The organism is Streptomyces sp. RPT161, assembly GCF_027533845.1.
Classification (GTDB): domain Bacteria; phylum Actinomycetota; class Actinomycetes; order Streptomycetales; family Streptomycetaceae; genus Streptantibioticus_A; species Streptantibioticus_A silvisoli_A.
Genome location: NZ_JAPZVN010000034.1, coordinates 1 through 16,641, shown reverse-complemented (window position 1 = coordinate 16,641; position 16,641 = coordinate 1). Strand labels below are relative to the sequence as shown.

13 protein-coding genes are annotated in these 16,641 nt (G+C 69.7%); 9 read left to right on the top strand and 4 right to left on the bottom strand.

The features are described 5' to 3' along the window. Positions 1-3: 3 nt before the first annotated feature. Both O5O46_RS33610 and eccCa read right to left on the bottom strand, forming a co-directional pair. On the bottom strand, positions 4-393 hold the full coding sequence (locus tag O5O46_RS33610; protein WP_269859464.1) for a hypothetical protein: 390 nt from the start codon (positions 391-393) through the stop codon (positions 4-6). An 89-nt stretch (positions 394-482) separates the two neighbouring features. After that, positions 483-4,436: a type VII secretion protein EccCa gene (gene eccCa, locus O5O46_RS33605; protein ID WP_269859463.1), complete on the bottom strand. Its 3,954-nt coding sequence runs from the start codon at positions 4,434-4,436 to the stop codon at positions 483-485. Positions 4,437-4,603: 167 nt separating this feature from the next. Between eccCa and eccD the strand changes: the two genes are divergently transcribed. The 6 genes from eccD (at position 4,604) to O5O46_RS33575 (ending at position 11,707) form a co-directional block, all read left to right on the top strand. Next, on the top strand, positions 4,604-6,046 hold the full coding sequence (eccD, locus tag O5O46_RS33600; protein WP_269859462.1) for a type VII secretion integral membrane protein EccD: 1,443 nt from the start codon (positions 4,604-4,606) through the stop codon (positions 6,044-6,046). 121 nt (positions 6,047-6,167) lie between these two features. Further along, the gene (rpsO, locus tag O5O46_RS33595; protein WP_269859461.1) at positions 6,168-6,455 is read left to right on the top strand and encodes a 30S ribosomal protein S15; all 288 of its coding nucleotides are present in this window, start codon (positions 6,168-6,170) and stop codon (positions 6,453-6,455) included. Between the two features lie 392 nt (positions 6,456-6,847). Further along, positions 6,848-9,070, top strand: coding sequence for a polyribonucleotide nucleotidyltransferase (locus O5O46_RS33590; RefSeq protein WP_269859460.1), 2,223 nt, complete (start codon positions 6,848-6,850; stop codon positions 9,068-9,070). Further along, on the top strand, positions 9,067-10,449 hold the full coding sequence (locus tag O5O46_RS33585) for a M16 family metallopeptidase (protein WP_269859459.1): 1,383 nt from the start codon (positions 9,067-9,069) through the stop codon (positions 10,447-10,449). Before O5O46_RS33590 ends, O5O46_RS33585 begins: the two co-directional genes overlap by 4 nt. A gap of 44 nt (positions 10,450-10,493) precedes the next feature. Further along, complete coding sequence (dapB, locus tag O5O46_RS33580) at positions 10,494-11,249, top strand: 4-hydroxy-tetrahydrodipicolinate reductase (protein ID WP_269859458.1); 756 nt, start codon at positions 10,494-10,496, stop codon at positions 11,247-11,249. A gap of 5 nt (positions 11,250-11,254) precedes the next feature. Continuing rightward, positions 11,255-11,707, top strand: coding sequence for a hypothetical protein (locus tag O5O46_RS33575; RefSeq protein WP_269859457.1), 453 nt, complete (start codon positions 11,255-11,257; stop codon positions 11,705-11,707). Between the two features lie 46 nt (positions 11,708-11,753). Here the strand turns inward: O5O46_RS33575 and O5O46_RS33570 are convergent, their stop codons facing one another. Further along, a complete protein-coding gene (locus O5O46_RS33570; protein WP_269859456.1) occupies positions 11,754-12,317 on the bottom strand; it encodes a hypothetical protein in 564 nt (187 codons plus the stop codon). A gap of 137 nt (positions 12,318-12,454) precedes the next feature. Further along, positions 12,455-12,697 (bottom strand): hypothetical protein, encoded by a 243-nt coding sequence (locus tag O5O46_RS33565; RefSeq protein WP_269859455.1) that lies wholly within the window; start codon positions 12,695-12,697, stop codon positions 12,455-12,457. Between the two features lie 173 nt (positions 12,698-12,870). Here O5O46_RS33565 and thyX point away from each other — a divergent pair, with 173 nt between their 5' ends. From thyX to O5O46_RS33550, 3 genes are all read left to right on the top strand, one after another. Further along, positions 12,871-13,608 (top strand): FAD-dependent thymidylate synthase, encoded by a 738-nt coding sequence (gene thyX / locus O5O46_RS33560; protein WP_269859454.1) that lies wholly within the window; start codon positions 12,871-12,873, stop codon positions 13,606-13,608. A 224-nt stretch (positions 13,609-13,832) separates the two neighbouring features. After that, entirely contained in the window at positions 13,833-14,732 is a 900-nt protein-coding gene (gene dapA / locus O5O46_RS33555) for a 4-hydroxy-tetrahydrodipicolinate synthase (RefSeq protein ID WP_269859453.1), read from the top strand. A 101-nt stretch (positions 14,733-14,833) separates the two neighbouring features. After that, positions 14,834-16,519 carry a ribonuclease J gene (locus tag O5O46_RS33550; protein ID WP_269859452.1) on the top strand — a complete coding sequence of 562 codons (1,686 nt, stop codon included), beginning with the start codon at positions 14,834-14,836 and terminating at the stop codon, positions 16,517-16,519. Positions 16,520-16,641 lie beyond the last annotated feature (122 nt).

Here is a 16,641-nt window from a genome sequence, read left to right as displayed (position 1 = left end):
CCCCTAGTAGTCCGACAGTTTCGAGGTGGGGTTGGGGTTGAGGACCAACGGCGGGTACTGGTCCTGCGGTGACAGCGGCATCCGCGGCTGTATGGAGAACTGGCCGGAGGTGTCACCGTCGTTGCCCACGAAGAGCGTGTTGGTCTTGCCCAGGGCCGTCTGCTCTCCCAGGAAGCGGTTGCGTAGGTCATTCACCTGCTGGCCCCATTCGGTCAGCGCGTCTTTGAGCCCTGTCGCGGTGTCCCACCCCTTGAGCGTGTTGACGGCGTCGTGCGTAGAGCTGTCCGCCCAACTGCCGTCTGTCTTGAGGTCCTCTTCCAGTCCCTTCAGCGCCGATACGGCGTCCTTCTTGCTCTGGGAGCTCGACTTCAAGTCCCCCTTGTCGCCGGACATCCCGGTCCCCCTCCTGGTGGCAGACGAACAATCGACGCTAGCAAACGGCGCTGACCATCGCATCGTGGCGATGGTCAGCGCCGCGGTGGCTACTGCTCGGGCAGGAAGCCCAGTTGGACCAGTGGTGTGCCGCGCTTGCGTGAGACGAAGAAGCCACGGCCGGTCGGCATCGGGCGCGGGCGGACGTTGCCCAGGATCTCCCCTTCTCCCGGGTCGCCTGACAACACCACGCCCTGGGCGCCGAGTTCCTTGAGGCGCTGCATGAACGGCTCGTACATCGAGCGGCTCGCTCCCGCGGAACTGCGGGCGATGATGAAGCGGATGCCGACGTCCCGGGCGAACGGAAGGTTCTCCACCAGAACCGACATCGGGTTGCTGGGCCCGGTGGAGACGAGTTCGTAGTCGTCGATGATGATGAAGAACTGCGGGCCCTGCCACCAACTGCGGTCACGCAACTGCTGCGGGGTTACGTCCGGCTTGGGTGCACGCCGCTGCATCAGGGCGTTGAGCTCGTTCATGTGGAGTTCGAGCGAGGACGCCATCGGGGCGTATTCCAGCAGATGGCTTTCCGGCAGCGCACCGAGCAGCGAACGCCGGTAGTCGCCCGCGACGATGAGTGCCTCCTGCGGCGTGTACCGCTCCGAGATCTGCTTGGCGATGAGCCGCAGGAGAGAGGACTTTCCGGACTCGCTGTCTCCGAAGACCACGAAGAGCGGGTCGGTCTCGAAGTCGACGAAGACCGGAGCGAGGTTGTTCTCGTCCAGGCCGATGGCGAAGCCCTGGTCGGGGAACTCGAACCCCTTGGGCAGTTCGTCGGCCGGGAGCATGCGCGGCAGCAGCCGTACCTTCGGCGCGTGCGGGCCGGCCCATGCGCCGTCGACGGTGCGGACCATGGCCGCGGTGGCGTCCGACAGGTCCTCCACCGTGCTGGATCCGTCGATCCGCGGTAGCGCAGCCATGAAGTGCAGCTTCTCGGGGAGCTGACCGCGACCGGCGACCCCCGCCGGGACGTTCGCGGCGACCTTGCGGTCGAACTCCGAGTCCAGTGGGTCGCCAAGGCGGAGTTCGAGGCGGTTGAGCATCTGGTCCTTGAGCGCGGGCCGCACCTCCATGTACCGGGAAGCGCTGATGACCACATGGATGCCGTAGCCGAGGCCGCGTTGCGCGATGTCCGTCACCACCGGCTCGTACATCTCGTAGTCCTGCTTGAAGGCGCCCCACCCGTCGACGACGAGGAAGACATCGCCCCAACTCTCGTCGGGAAGGTCTCCGGCGGCGCGGCGGCGACGATACGTGGTGATCGAGTCGATGCTCTGGGCGCGGAAGAACTCCTCCCTGCGCGCGAGGATTCCGGCGACCTCCGCCACCGTACGGCGCACCCTCTCCGGGTCGAGACGCGAAGCGGTACCGCCGACATGCGGCAGATCGGCGATGGAGCTCATCGCGCCGCCACCGAAGTCCAGCCCGTAGAACTGCACTTCCCCTGGAGTGTGGGTGAGCGCGAAGGCACTGATGAGCGTGCGCAGCAGCGTCGACTTGCCGGACTGCGGACCACCGACCACGAGCATGTGGCCCGCCGCACCGGAGAAGTCCCGGTAGAGGGTGTCGCGCCGCTGCTCGAACGGCTTGTCCACGACGCCCAGCGGAACGACCAGTCCGCCGGGGCGCGGGTACTCCCGAGCCGTCAGGCCACGGCCTTCCACCGGAGCCAGCGGCGGGAGCAGTTCGTCGAGCGAGGGCGCCTTGTCCAGCGGCGGCAGCCAGACCTGATGGGCCGGTGGACCCTGTCCTTCGAGCCGCTGCACTATCACGTCGAGAACGGTGTCGGTCAGCGAGGAGTCGTCATCGTTTCGCGATGGCAGGGAGAAACCGGGTTCGGGCATCGCGTAGGTCACGGGCACGTGCGCCGCCGTGAACAGCACGGGACGCTTCTCCACCGGCAGGGACTCGGTGCCGGAATGGGTGACGCCGGAACGGTAGGCGCCGGAGACGTAGGCCGCCTTGAAGCGCACCATCTCGTCCGTACCGAACTTCAGGTACCCCGAACCCGGAAGCGACGGCAGGTGGTAGGCGTCCGGGACGCCCAGCGCCGCCCGGGACTCCGCCGCGGAGAAAGTGCGCAGACCGATGCGGTACGACAGGTAGGTGTCGAGCCCGCGCAGTCGTCCTTCTTCCAGGCGTTGGGAGGCGAGCAGCAGATGGACACCCAGCGACCGGCCGATTCGGCCGATCTGGATGAACATGTCGATGAAGTCCGGCTTGGCGGTGAGGAGTTCGCTGAACTCGTCGATCACCAGCACCAGGGAAGCCAGCGGCTCTAGCGGTGCGCCCGCCGCCCGGGCCTTCTCGTAGTCGTGGATGTTCGCGTAGTTGCCCGCGGAGCGCAGCAACTCCTGGCGGCGCTGCAACTCGCCGGTGATCGAGTCGCGCATGCGGTCGACCAGTGTCAGGTCGTCGGCCAGGTTGGTGATGACGGCGGCTACATGCGGCAGTTCGGACATACCGGCGAAGGTCGCGCCGCCCTTGAAGTCGGCGAGGACGAAGTTCAGCGTCTCGGAGGAATGGGTGACCGCGAGGCCGAGTACCAGTGTGCGCAGCAGCTCCGACTTGCCCGAACCGGTTGCCCCGACGCACAGGCCGTGCGGTCCCATGCCTTCCTGGGCCGCCTCCTTGAGGTCGAGCATCACCGGCTGGCCGTCCTGGCCCACACCGATCGGAACTCGGAGCCGCTCATGGTGGGAGCGCGGCCGCCAGGTCCGTGCGGCGTCCACCGAGGCGGCGTCGCCGAGCCCGAGCAGATCGGTGAACTCCAGGTTCGTCAGCAGGGGTTCCTCACCGTCCCCGCTGCCCACCCGCAGCGGTGCGAGCTGCCTGGCCAGGGCGGTCGCCTCGGTGTCACTGAGGAAGTCGGGGGAGCCTTCGTACACGATGCCGTCGGCGGTCTCGGTGCGCAGCCGCCCGGGTTGCACGATCACCGACAACGCCCCACTCGGCTCGTACAGTTCACCCGCCACCACCTCCACGACGGTGACGCCCTGGAGCCCCTCGGGACTGGCGATCAACGACTCCGCGGGCACCGTGGCGTTGTCCACGACGACCACCACGTGCGGCTGGTCGAGGAGAAGTTCACCACTGCGGTGGAACCGCGGTCGGCCCTCCAGGTGCTTGGACAGCAGTTCTTCCAGCTCGATCAGGTCGTCGGAGAACAACCGCCGCGCCCCCGCCCCGTCCAGCGCCCCCGGCAGCTGCGTGTGCGGGAGCCACTTCGTCCACTCCCACTCCGACGCCGCGCCGCGGCCCGCCACGACCGCGATGACCAGGTCCTCGGGGGAGTGGAGGGCGGCGAGTTGGGCGAGCAGGGCGCGGGCGCTGCCGTAGACCGAGTCGGGGGCGCCGGAGACGGTCAGGTGGTAGAAGGAGCGCAGGCTGACCGCCATCGGCAGGCCGTCGAGGGCGCCGTGGGCGGAGAGGAACTGGCGCATCGCGGCGGCGGTCAGCGGTTCGAGTTCGTCCACCGGGGCGGTGGTCGGCGCGACCAGCGGGGTGGCCAGCTGCTGCGGGCCGAGGCCGATGCGCACCTGGGCGAAGTCCTCGTCGTTGATGCGGCGTTCCCACACCCGCTTGCCCTCGGCGACCAGTGACCACAGCTGGTCGGGGGAGGGGTGCTGGTGGAACTGGGCGGCACGCTGGGTCGCCGCCGTCCTGCGGACCTGCTTGCGCACCTGCGCCAGGTACTTGAAGTAGTCGCGGCGGGCCTGCGACATCTGGCCGCTGGGGCCCTGGCGCATCTTGACCGCCTGGGCGACGGCCATCGCGCCCGTGGAGGCCACCATCAGTCCGCCCATGACCTTCATGAACGCCTGCTGGCCCGGCATGAAGAAGAAGGCGGCCGACGAGGCCATGCCGAGCATCGGCAACAGGGCCATCAACATGCCCTGGTCCTGTGTTCTGGGCAGTTCGGGAGGGGTCTCCAGTCGCACTTCGTCGGTCGGGACCTCGGGCGGCACCGCCCGGGGCGGGCGCTTGACGACGACCACACTCACCGATGCATCAATCCTCAATGCGGAGACGAAAGTTCCGCACCGGCGCCCCCGTGGCGACGGCCTCCCTCCGCGCGACGGCCGATCCTACTGGGCATGCCAACTCGCCATCCCGATAGGGTGACCACCCGCACCTGCCGCACCGTACGCACACTAGGGGGAACCGCGAGGTGAGCACGACCGCAGGGACCGGCTTCTGCCGGGTCACCGTCGTCGCACCCGACAGCCGTATCGATGTCGCCCTTCCGGAGGACATCGCGCTCGCCGACGTGTACCCTGAGATCCTGCGACTGTCCGGACAGACGCAGCCGGACGGCGCGCCCACCGGCTGGCACCTGGTGCGGCGGGACGGCACGGTGCTCGACGGCGCCCGCTCGCTCGCCGCGCAGCGCGTGCTGGACGGCGAACTGCTCTCCCTGCGCCCGTTCGCCGAGTCGCTGCCGCCCGCGGTCTACGACGACGTGGTGGACGCCGTCGCCTCCGCCGTCACCCGAGACCGGCGGCGCTGGAACGACGACCTGATGCGGGCGGCCGGACTGGTCGGCGGTGTGCTGCTGCTGGTCCTGATGGGCTTCGTGCTGTGGTTCGCCGACCCGGTGCGGCACGACATGCACAGCCTGCCCGGCGTCATCGCGGGTGCGGCCGGGGTGCTGCTCACCGCGTTGTCGGCGGTCCGTGCCCGGGTCTACGACGATCGCGGCTCCGCCGTCGCGCTCGGGCTGGCCGCGCTGCCGCTGCTGATGATCGCCGGATCCGGCATCGTCGCCGCCGACCCCGGACAGGGACAGGGGCGGCTGCAGTTCCTGCTGGGCTGCGTCACCGTGCTGGTGGTGTCAGCGCTGCTCATCGCCTTCACCCCGCAAGGTGATGCCCCGTTCGTGGCGGCGGCGTTCGTGTCCGGCGTCGGCACCCTGGCCACCTTCGTCGGGATCCTCACCGAGGCGTCCGCCAGCGACACCGCCGCCACGTGCGCCGTCGCGGCGATCGCGGTCACCGCCTTCCTGCCCTCGCTGTCCGCCCGCTTCGCCCGGCTGCCGATCGGCTACACCGCGCCGCGCGCCGAGGGCGCCGACGGCCGGGACGAGCCGGTGGACGAGGAGCGGATCGCCGCCCGCGCCCGGCGCGGCCACGAGATGCTGCTCGGACTGGTCGGCGGCTGCTCGGCGGTCGTGGTGGGCTGCGCCGCGGTGCTCGGCTTCACGCACTCCCTCTGGGCGCAGCTGCTTGCACTGGCCGTCGGGGCGGCCACGCTGCTGCGGGCCCGGCTCTTCCGCTACACCGCACAGGTGACCTGCCTGCTGGTGGCCGGGATCGCCGCGATCGGCCTGCTGGTGCTCGGGCTGTCCCTCAACCCCCCGTCGAGCCTGGTGCGCGACCTGCTCACCGGGAACAGCGCCCAGGTCGACATCCGTACCGTGTGGCTGGCGGCCAGCGTCGCCGCGGGCGCCGGGCTGCTCACCGCGATCGCGCTGATCGTGCCGAAGAAGGGCGTCTCCCCGTTCTGGGGCCGACTGCTCGACCTGGTGGAGGGCGCCGTGCTGCTCTCCCTGGTACCGCTGTGCCTGGCGGTGCTGAACGTGTACGCGGCGGCCCGCGGGATGACCTCCGGGTAGCGGCTGGTACTCTGGGTGACCGCTGCATGCCCGCATGCGGCCTGTCCGCCGAGTCATCCAAGACCCGTCTGTGATGAAGACCAGGGGCACTCGCGGACAACGACCACTCGAAGGAGTACGCGTGTCGCTCGACGCCGCCACGAAGAAGCAGATCGTCACCGAGTTCGGTTCCTCTGAGAGCGACACCGGCTCCCCCGAGGTCCAGGTCGCGCTGCTGACCCGCCGCATCTCGGACCTGACCGAGCACCTGAAGACCCACAAGCACGACCACCACTCCCGCCGTGGTCTGCTGCTGCTCGTCGGCCAGCGCCGCCGCCTGCTGCAGTACCTGGCGAAGAAGGACATCACGCGCTTCCGTACCCTGGTCGACCGCCTCGGCATCCGCCGTGGTGCGGCGGGCGCCAAGTAAGACGTCGTGGAGGGAGCGGTTCCCAGACCTGGGGGCCGCTCCCTTTGCCGTATGTGTGACCACGCCACGCATGTGCCCGGACCGCAAGCTTTGTAGGCTGGCCCCGGTACCACCTGACGAAGGCGACTTCGCACAGAAGACAACTTCACACCGGAGAAGCCTCGGGTAGAGGCTTCGGAAGAAGGAGGAGCGCCCGCGCCAGCCGACCGCCGAGTCGGTGCCAGAGGCGCCGGTCCTCGGTAGTGGCCCCCGGGCAGCGCGCGAGCGCGGCACCCGGTGGCTTCGATCGAAGACCGGCCCGGCCGGGACCGTGGGTCGGCACACGTGCGGCGCTCCACCGCAGAGGGTCCCCGGGCGGTTGCCCGGGGGCAGACACAAGGAGAATCCCCATAGTGGAGAACGAGACCCACTACGCCGACGCCGTCATCGACAACGGCTCCTTCGGCACCCGTACCATCCGCTTCGAGACGGGCCGCCTCGCCCGCCAGGCCGCCGGCTCCGCCGTGGCGTACCTGGACGACGAGACCATGGTCATGTCGGCCACCACCGCGTCGAAGCACCCCAAGGACCAGCTCGACTTCTTCCCGCTGACGGTGGACGTCGAGGAGCGGATGTACGCGGCCGGGCGGATCCCCGGCTCGTTCTTCCGCCGTGAGGGCCGCCCCTCCGAGGACGCCATCCTCACCTGCCGACTGATCGACCGCCCGCTGCGCCCGTCCTTCAAGAAGGGCCTGCGCAACGAGATCCAGGTCGTCGCCACGGTGATGGCGCTCAACCCGGACCACCTCTACGACGTGGTCGCCATCAACGCCGCCTCCGCCTCGACGCAGCTCGCCGGTCTGCCGTTCTCCGGCCCGATCGGCGGCGTGCGCGTCGCGCTGATCCGCGGCCAGTGGGTGGCGTTCCCGACCCACAGCGAGCTGGAAGAGGCCGTGTTCGACATGGTCGTCGCCGGCCGCACGCTCGAGGACGGCGACGTCGCGATCATGATGGTCGAGGCCGAGGCCACCGAGAAGACCATCAAGCTGGTCGAGGGCGGCGCCGAGGCGCCGACCGAGGAGGTCGTGGCCGCCGGTCTTGAGGCTGCCAAGCCGTTCATCAAGGCGCTGTGCAAGGCCCAGTCGGACCTCGCCGCCAAGGCCGCCAAGCCCACCGCCGAGTTCCCGATCTACCTCGACTACCAGGACGACGTCCTGGAGGCGCTCACCGAGGCGGTCCGCGACGAGCTGGCCCAGGCCCTGACCATCGCCGGCAAGCAGGCCCGCGAGGCCGAGCTGGACCGGGTCAAGGCCCTGGCCGCCGAGAAGTTGCTGCCGCAGTTCGAGGGGCGCGAGAAGGAGATCTCCGCCGCCTACCGCGCGCTGACCAAGAAGCTGGTCCGCGAGCGCGTCATCAAGGACAAGGTCCGCATCGACGGCCGCGGTGTCACCGACATCCGCACCCTGTCCGCCGAGGTCGAGGTCGTGCCGCGGGTGCACGGCTCGGCGCTGTTCGAGCGCGGCGAGACCCAGATCCTGGGCATCTCCACGCTGAACATGCTGCGCATGGAGCAGCAGCTGGACACGCTGTCGCCCGAGACGCGCAAGCGCTACATGCACAACTACAACTTCCCGCCGTACTCCACCGGTGAGACCGGCCGCGTCGGCTCGCCCAAGCGCCGCGAGATCGGCCACGGCGCGCTGGCCGAGCGGGCGCTGATCCCGGTGCTGCCCACCCGCGAGGAGTTCCCGTACGCCATCCGCCAGGTCTCCGAGGCGCTGGGCTCCAACGGCTCGACCTCGATGGGCTCGGTGTGCGCGTCGACCATGTCGCTGCTGAACGCCGGTGTGCCGCTGAAGGCCCCGGTCGCCGGTATCGCCATGGGCCTGATCTCGCAGGAGATCGACGGTGAGACGCACTACGTGACGCTCACCGACATCCTGGGCGCCGAGGACGCGTTCGGCGACATGGACTTCAAGGTCGCCGGTACCAAGACGTTCGTCACCGCGCTGCAGCTCGACACCAAGCTCGACGGCATCCCCGCCTCGGTGCTGGCCGCCGCGCTGAAGCAGGCCCGGGACGCGCGACTGCACATCCTGGACGTGATGAGCGAGGCCATCGACGTTCCGGACGAGATGTCCCCGAACGCGCCGCGGATCATCAGCATCAAGATCCCGGTCGACAAGATCGGCGAGGTCATCGGCCCCAAGGGCAAGATGATCAACCAGATCCAGGAGGACACCGGCGCCGAGATCGCCATCGAGGACGACGGCACGGTGCTGATCGGCGCCTCCGAGGGCTCGGCCGCCGAGGCCGCCCGCGCCACCATCAACGGCATCGCCAACCCGACGATGCCCGAGGTCGGCGAGCGCTACCTGGGCACCGTCGTCAAGACCACCACGTTCGGCGCGTTCGTCTCGCTGATGCCGGGCAAGGACGGTCTGCTGCACATCTCGCAGATCCGCAAGCTCGCCGGTGGCAAGCGGGTGGAGAACGTGGACGACGTGCTGGGAGTCGGCGCCAAGGTCCAGGTCGAGATCGCCGAGATCGACCAGCGCGGCAAGCTGTCGCTGATCCCGGTCATCGAGGGCGAGGACGGCGCGGACGAGGCCGCGAAGGACGAGTCCGCCAAGTGACCTCGGCAACGCACCGTGGGACGGCCCGCACCTCTTCCGAGGGGCGGGCCGTCCCCCGTACCACCACCCGCACCGTGCTCAAGGGCGAGGACGGCGGCGGCACGGTCCGCAGGACGGTCCTCCCCGGCGGCCTGCGGATCGTCACCGAGACCCTGCCGACCGTCCGCTCGGCGACGTTCGGGATATGGGTCGGCGTCGGCTCGCGGGACGAGACGCCCAAGCTCAACGGCGCCACGCACTACCTGGAGCACCTGCTCTTCAAGGGCACCGAGCGGCGTACCGCGCTGGACATCTCCGCGGCGGTCGACGCGGTCGGCGGCGAGATGAACGCGTTCACCGCCAAGGAGTACACGTGCTACTACGCGCGGGTGCTCGACACCGACCTGCCGCTGGCCATCGACGTCATCTGCGACATGCTCACCGGCTCGCTGATCACCGCCGAGGACGTGGACGCGGAGCGCGGCGTGGTCCTCGAAGAGATCGCGATGACCGAGGACGACCCGGGCGACCAGGTGCACGACCTGTTCACCACGGCGGTTCTCGGCGACTCCCGGCTGGGCCGTCCGGTGCTCGGCACGGTCGACACCATCAACGCGCTGACCCGGGACCAGATCGCCCGCTTCTACGACCGGCACTACGGCGCGCCGAACCTGGTCGTCGCGGCCGCGGGCAACATCGACCACGGCAAGGTGGTACGCCAGGTGCGCCGCGCCTTCGAGCGGGCGGGCGCGCTGGGCGACCCCATGGCGCTGCCGGCGCCACCACGCTCCGGCGCCCGTACGGTGCGCGGCGTCGGACGCGTCGAGCTGCTGGACCACCGCACCGAGCAGGCGCACGTCATCCTCGGCATGCCCGGACTGTCCCGCACCGACGAGCGGCGCTGGGCGCTCGGCGTGCTCAACACCGCGCTGGGCGGCGGCATGAGCTCCCGGCTGTTCCAGGAGGTCCGGGAGAAGCGCGGCCTTGCCTACTCGGTGTACTCGTACACCACCTCGTTCGCCGACTGCGGCCTGTTCGGGGTGTACGCGGGGTGCGCGCCGAACAAGACCGGCGAGGTGCTCAAGATCTGCCGCGACCAGCTGCACGACATCGTGGAACACGGTCTGTCGGACGAGGAGTTGCGGCGGGCCGCCGGGCAGATGTCCGGCTCCACCGTGCTTGGCCTGGAGGACACCGGGGCCCTGATGAACCGCATCGGCAAGAGCGAGCTGTGCTGGGGCGAGCAGTTGTCGGTGGGCGAGATGCTGGCCAAGATCGCCGCCGTCACCCCGGACGACGTACGGGCGGTGGCGCGTGATGTGCTGGACGCCCGCCCGTCGCTGGCCGCGATCGGCCCGCTGGGCAAGCAGGCGGCGCGGCTGCACGAGGCCGTGGCCTGAGCGCGGCCGGGACTGAAGCCCCCTAACCGGAGGAATCGCGAAAGATGAGCAGCAAGCTGCGGGTAGCCGTCATCGGCGCGGGCGGACGCATCGGCTCCGAGGCGGTACGTGCCGTCGAGGCCGCCGACGACATGGAGCTGGTGGCCGCGCTCGGGCGGGGCGACTCGCTCGACGTGCTGACCGCCGCGGGTGCTGAGGTCGTCGTGGAACTCACCCACCCCGACTCGGTGATGGGCAATCTGGAGTTCTGCGTGCGCCACGGCATCCACGCGGTGGTCGGCACCACCGGATGGACCGAGGAGCGCCTCGCCACGCTGCGCGGCTGGCTGGCCGAGTCGCCGTCCACCGGTGTGCTCATCGCGCCGAACTTCTCCATCGGCGCGGTGCTCGGCATGAAGTTCGCGCAGCTTGCCGCCCGCTTCTTCGAGTCCGTCGAGGTGGTCGAGCTGCACCACCGCGGCAAGGCGGACGCCCCGTCCGGTACGGCGACCCGTACCGCCCAACTCATCGCCGCGGCACGGGAGAAGGCGGGCATCGCGCCCCAGCAGGACCCGACCACGCACGGCCTTGAGGGCGCCCGTGGAGCGGACGTGGACGGGGTGCCGGTGCACGCGGTCCGGCTGCGCGGGCTGCTGGCGCACCAGGAGGTGCTGTTCGGTGACACCGGCGAGACGCTCACCATCCGGCACGACTCGCTCCACCACAGCTGCTTCATGCCGGGCATCCTGCTGGCCGCCCGCCGGGTCGGCGAGGTGCCGGGGCTGACCTTCGGGCTCGAACACTTCATGGATCTGGACTGAGGGACGTGCGCGCCAAGATCACGTATTTCGTCCTGGCCGCCGTCCTGGTCGTCTACTTCGTGCTGGCCGGCGACCGGGGCGTGGTGCTCATCGAGCAGGGCACCCCGATCACCGTCGTGTTCGGCGTGGCCGTGCTGATCATTCCGCTGATCGGCGCCTGGTTCCTGTGGCAGACCACCCGCTTCGCGCACCGGGCGGACCAGCTCGCCAAGGAGCTGGACGCCGAAGGCGGCCTGCCGGTGGACGAGTTGGCGCGCACTCCCGGCGGCCGGATCGACCGGGCCTCCGCGGACGAGGTGTTCGCCCGGCGCAAGGCGGAGGCCGAGGCGTCCCCGGAGGACTGGCGCTGCTGGTTCCGGCTGGCCGTCGCCTACCACGATGCCCGCGACACCCCCCGCGCCCGCAAGGCGATGCAGCGGGCCATCGCCCTGCACGACGGCAAGGCGGTACGGGGGTAGGGCACCCGCCCGGGGGCGGCGGCCCCGTGCCGCCGCACCGCCTGGTTCAGCCGCGCGAGCGGGTCGCCCAGTCCTCCACCACGTCCGCCGCGAGGTCGAAGGCGTCGGAGCGGCCGAGGAAGTCCGCGTTGTGGTCGGTGATCAGGGTGCGCGGCTCCGCGCCGTCAGCAGCCTGGAGCACCAGCGCCTGGCCCTGCACGGTGCGCGGCAGCGCCAGCCACTTCACCGGCTGCTGCGCGGTGCGTACCGCCCTGACCCGCCCCCACGGCACCGTCACCGTACGCAGCAGGCCGACCTGCCGCAGCCCCCGGCCGCTCACCCAGACGCCCATCCGCAGCGACCGCAGCGCCCCGGCGATCACCAGCACCGCGGTGCCGATGCTCAGCCCGGCACCGGTCAGGCGGCCCGCCGCGGCCACGATCACCCCGGCGAACAGCAGGTACGAGGCGATCACCAACAGCAGCGAGGCGATCGCCACCCGCCATGGGCCCGGCCGGTACGGCCGCCACCAGTGGTCCTCGGAGTCCCTGGCGGCATGGTGCCGCGCGGTGGGAGCGGCGTCAGAAGGCTGGTCGTGGCCGCCGTCGGCGGTGAGGAAGGACAGGGGCACGGCGTCGACGTCCCTTCCGTCGGACAGGCATGGGTGGCTCTGTGACGGGTGAGGCTACCAGCGCCGTTCAGCGGCCGGTCAGGCGCGGCTGGGCGCCGATGCCTGCTCTGCGACAGCGGGCGCGGCGCCGGGTGGCGCTAGCGGTGCTGGGCGGCTGTCGCCGAATGCTGGCCGGTGGTGCCCGGCTGGTGCACTTCCAACGCGGGCATGCCGAGGACGACGGCACCCACCAGGGAGGCGACCACGGTGACCGTCGCGAGTATGCGCCCGGCGAGCTGGACGCGGGTGGCACGTTCGCGCGGGGGAGGGGTCACATTGCTTCGGAAGCGGTCCGCCTCGGCGACGAAGGCGAACGGAACCGGCTCTCCCCGGCGGAACATAGGGCACCCTCCCTGGTCGTGGGCTCGCGCCTGCTTCGGCGTCTGGCCTGGAAACGTACGAAGCCGCCCGGTAGTGCCCGTTTCCCCCGGAATCTCCGGGGATTTTTCGACGTAAGCTTGGCGCCGCCCCCTGGGCGTCCCCAGGCGACAACCGCAGGCAGGAAGGACCACTGGTGACCGACACCTCCACTGAGACCGCTGTACGGTTCCGCAGCGACATGACCGTGGAACTGGTCAAGCACAACGCGGCGGACTCGGACGTGCTGTGGGCGGCGCGAGTGTCAACCGCGGGGGAGCAGTCCATCGACGAGCTGGCCAAGGACCCCGAACGGTCCAAGGGGCTCATCAACTTCCTGATGCGCGACCGGCACGGCAGCCCGTTCGAGCACAACTCGATGACCTTCCTGATCAGCGCGCCGATCTTCGTCTTCCGGGAGTTCATGCGGCACCGCGTCGGCTGGTCGTACAACGAGGAGTCCGGCCGCTACCGCGAGCTGCAGCCGGTCTTCTACGTGCCGGACGAGAGCCGCAAGCTGGTGCAGGAGGGCCGTCCCGGTAAGTACGTGTTCGTGGAGGGCACCCCCGCGCAGCAGGAACTGACCGGACGCGTGATGCAGGACTCCTACCGTCAGGCGTACGAGGCCTACCAGGAGATGCTGGCGGCCGGTGTGGCCCGCGAGGTCGCCCGCTCGGTGCTCCCCGTCGGCCTGTACTCCTCGATGTACGCCACCTGCAACGCGCGTTCGCTGATGCACTTCATCGGTCTGCGCACCCAGCACGAGCTGGCCAAGGTGCCCTCGTTCCCGCAGCGGGAGATCGAGATGGTGGGCGAGAAGATGGAGGCGGAGTGGGCCAAGCTCATGCCGCTGACCCACGCGGCCTTCAACGCCAACGGACGTATCGCCCCGTAGTGCGGACACCAGTTGACGTGCGCTGACACACGGGCCGTCGAACCAGTGCCTCAAGTGTCCAAATTGCGGGTATTGGTGAAGTTCATCTAGGCTGCAGAAACGGATTCCGGTGCTGCTTGGACCCCCGAGCAGGCAGCGCCGGAATCCTCTGAGCAGCCTCTTGGGGCAGCCGCGAAGGTCCCCGAGGGGACACCCCCGTACTCGCTACGAGTAGCGTTGGACCCATGGCTCCGACCTCCACACCGCAGACCCCCTTCGGGCGGGTCCTGACCGCAATGGTCACGCCGTTCACCCCGGACGGCGCCCTCGACGTCGACGGCGCACAGCGCCTCGCCGCCCATCTGGTGGACGCAGGCAACGACGGCCTGATCGTCAACGGCACCACCGGCGAGTCCCCGACCACCAGCGATGCGGAGAAAGAGCAGCTGGTGCGGGCGGTACGGGAAGCGGTCGGCGACCGCGCCTTCGTCGTCGCCGGTGTCGGCACCAACGACACCCGGCACAGTGTCGAACTCGCCCGCCAGGCCGAACGGGCCGGAGCCCACGGCCTGCTCACCGTGACGCCGTACTACAGCAAGCCCACCCAGGAGGGCCTGTACCGGCACTTCACCGCCATCGCGGACAGCACCGACCTCCCGGTGATGCTCTACGACATCCCCGGCCGCAGCGGTGTCCCGATCCAGACCGAGACCATCGTCCGGCTCGCCGAGCACCCGCGCATCGTCGCCAACAAGGACGCCAAGGGCGACCTCGGGCGGGCCAGCTGGACCATCGCGCGCAGCGGCCTGGCCTGGTACTCCGGCGACGACATGCTCAACCTGCCGCTGCTGTCGGTCGGCGCGGTCGGCTTCGTCTCGGTCGTCAGCCACCTGGTCACGCCCGAGCTGCGCTCCCTGGTCGAGGCCTACCTCGCGGGCGACGTGGCCAAGGCCCTGGAGATCCACCAGCGGCTGCTGCCCGTCTACACCGGCGTGTTCCGCACCCAGGGCGTCATCACGGTGAAGGCCGCCCTCGGCCTGAAGGGCCTGCCAGGCGGGCCGCTACGGCTGCCCCTGGTGGAACTGTCCGAGGACGAGACCGAGCAGCTGAAGAGGGATCTCGCCGCGGGCGGGGTACAGCTCTAGCAAAAGACTTCACAACTGAATACCGGACCGGAAACACAGCACGACGCACTCGCGCCACGAACCCGCGTAGGGCACGTGGCGCGAGTGGTAAGGAGATACTTTTGAGCCATCCGCACCCTGATCTCGCGGCGCCCCCTGCCCTGCCGCAGGGCGGCCTGCGCATCACCCCGCTCGGCGGCCTCGGTGAGATCGGCCGCAACATGACGGTCTTCGAATTCGGTGGCCGACTGCTGATCGTCGACTGCGGGGTGCTCTTCCCGGAGGAGGAGCAGCCCGGAATCGATCTGATCCTGCCCGACTTCACCTCCATAAGGGACCGCCTCGACGACGTGGTGGGCATCGTCCTCACCCACGGTCACGAGGACCACATCGGCGGCGTGCCGTTCCTGCTGCGCGAGAAGCCCGACATCCCGCTCATCGGCTCGAAGCTCACCCTCGCCCTGATCGAGGCCAAGCTCCAGGAGCACCGCATCCGGCCGTACACGCTGGAGGTCGAGGAAGGCCGCCGGGAACGCATCGGCCCCTTCGACTGCGAGTTCGTCGCCGTCAACCACTCCATTCCGGACGCCCTGGCCGTCGCCATCCGCACCCCCGCGGGCATGGTCGTGCACACCGGCGACTTCAAGATGGACCAGCTTCCGCTGGACGGCCGCCTCACCGACCTGCCCGCCTTCGCCAGGCTCGGAGAGGAGGGCATCGACCTGCTGCTGTCGGACTCCACCAACGCGGAGGTCCCCGGCTTCATCCCGCACGAGCGCGACATCACGCCGGTACTGCGTCAGGTCTTCGCCAAGGCCGAGCGCCGCATCATCGTGGCCAGCTTCGCCAGCCACGTGCACCGCATCCAGCAGGTACTCGACGCGGCCTACGAGTACGGGCGCCGGGTGGCGTTCGTCGGCCGCTCGATGGTGCGCAACATGGGCATCGCACGCGACCTCGGTTATCTGCGCGTTCCCGGCGGCCTGGTGGTGGACGTCAAGACGCTGGACGACCTGCCGGACGAGGAGATCGTGCTGATCTGCACCGGCTCGCAGGGCGAGCCGATGGCGGCGCTCTCCCGGATGGCCAACCGCGACCACCAGATCCGGATCGTCGAGGGCGACACGGTGGTGCTCGCCTCCTCGCTGATCCCCGGCAACGAGACCTCGGTGTACCGGGTCATCAACGGGCTGACCCGCTGGGGCGCCAACGTCGTCCACAAGGGCAACGCCCGGGTGCATGTCTCCGGCCATGCGTCGGCCGGTGAGCTCCTGTACTTCTACAACATCTGCAAGCCGCGCAATCTCATGCCGGTGCACGGTGAATGGCGCCATCTGCGGGCCAACGCGGATCTCGGAATCGCCACCGGCGTTCCGAAGGAGCGCACGGTCATCGCCGAGGACGGCGTGGTCGTGGACCTGGTCGACGGCGTCGCCAGGATCACCGGCAAGGTGCAGGCGGGATATGTGTACGTCGACGGTCTGTCCGTCGGCGATGTCACCGAGACCTCGCTCAAGGACCGCCGCATTCTCGGCGACGAGGGCATCGTCTCCATTTTCGTCGTGGTGGACAGCACGACGGGCAAGATCGTTGGCGGCCCCGACATCCAGGCGCGCGGCTCGGGCATTGAGGACGCGGCGTTCGCACCGGTGGTGGCGAAGATCGAGGAGTCGCTGCTCAGGTCCGCCGAGGACGGCGTTCTGGAACCACACCAGGTGCAGCAGCTCATCCGACGGGTCGTCGGCAAGTGGGTCTCCGACACCTACCGCCGTCGCCCGATGATCCTGCCTGTGGTCGTAGAGGTCTGACGGATCGTCAACGAGCGGGGCGCCCGGATTTGCATCCGGGCGCCCCGCTCCAGTACGTTGTCATCTCCGCCTCGACGAGTGCCGCGGACACCTGTGTGTCCGATGAGGGCTCAGGACGGGGT

Coding starts and splice junctions, on each gene's coding strand:
- dapA (WP_269859453.1), top strand. CDS start 13,833: ATGGCTCCGACCTCCACACCGCAGACCCCCTTCGGGCGGGTCCTGACC.
- O5O46_RS33610 (WP_269859464.1), bottom strand. CDS start 393: ATGTCCGGCGACAAGGGGGACTTGAAGTCGAGCTCCCAGAGCAAGAAG.
- dapB (WP_269859458.1), top strand. CDS start 10,494: ATGAGCAGCAAGCTGCGGGTAGCCGTCATCGGCGCGGGCGGACGCATC.
- O5O46_RS33565 (WP_269859455.1), bottom strand. CDS start 12,697: ATGTTCCGCCGGGGAGAGCCGGTTCCGTTCGCCTTCGTCGCCGAGGCG.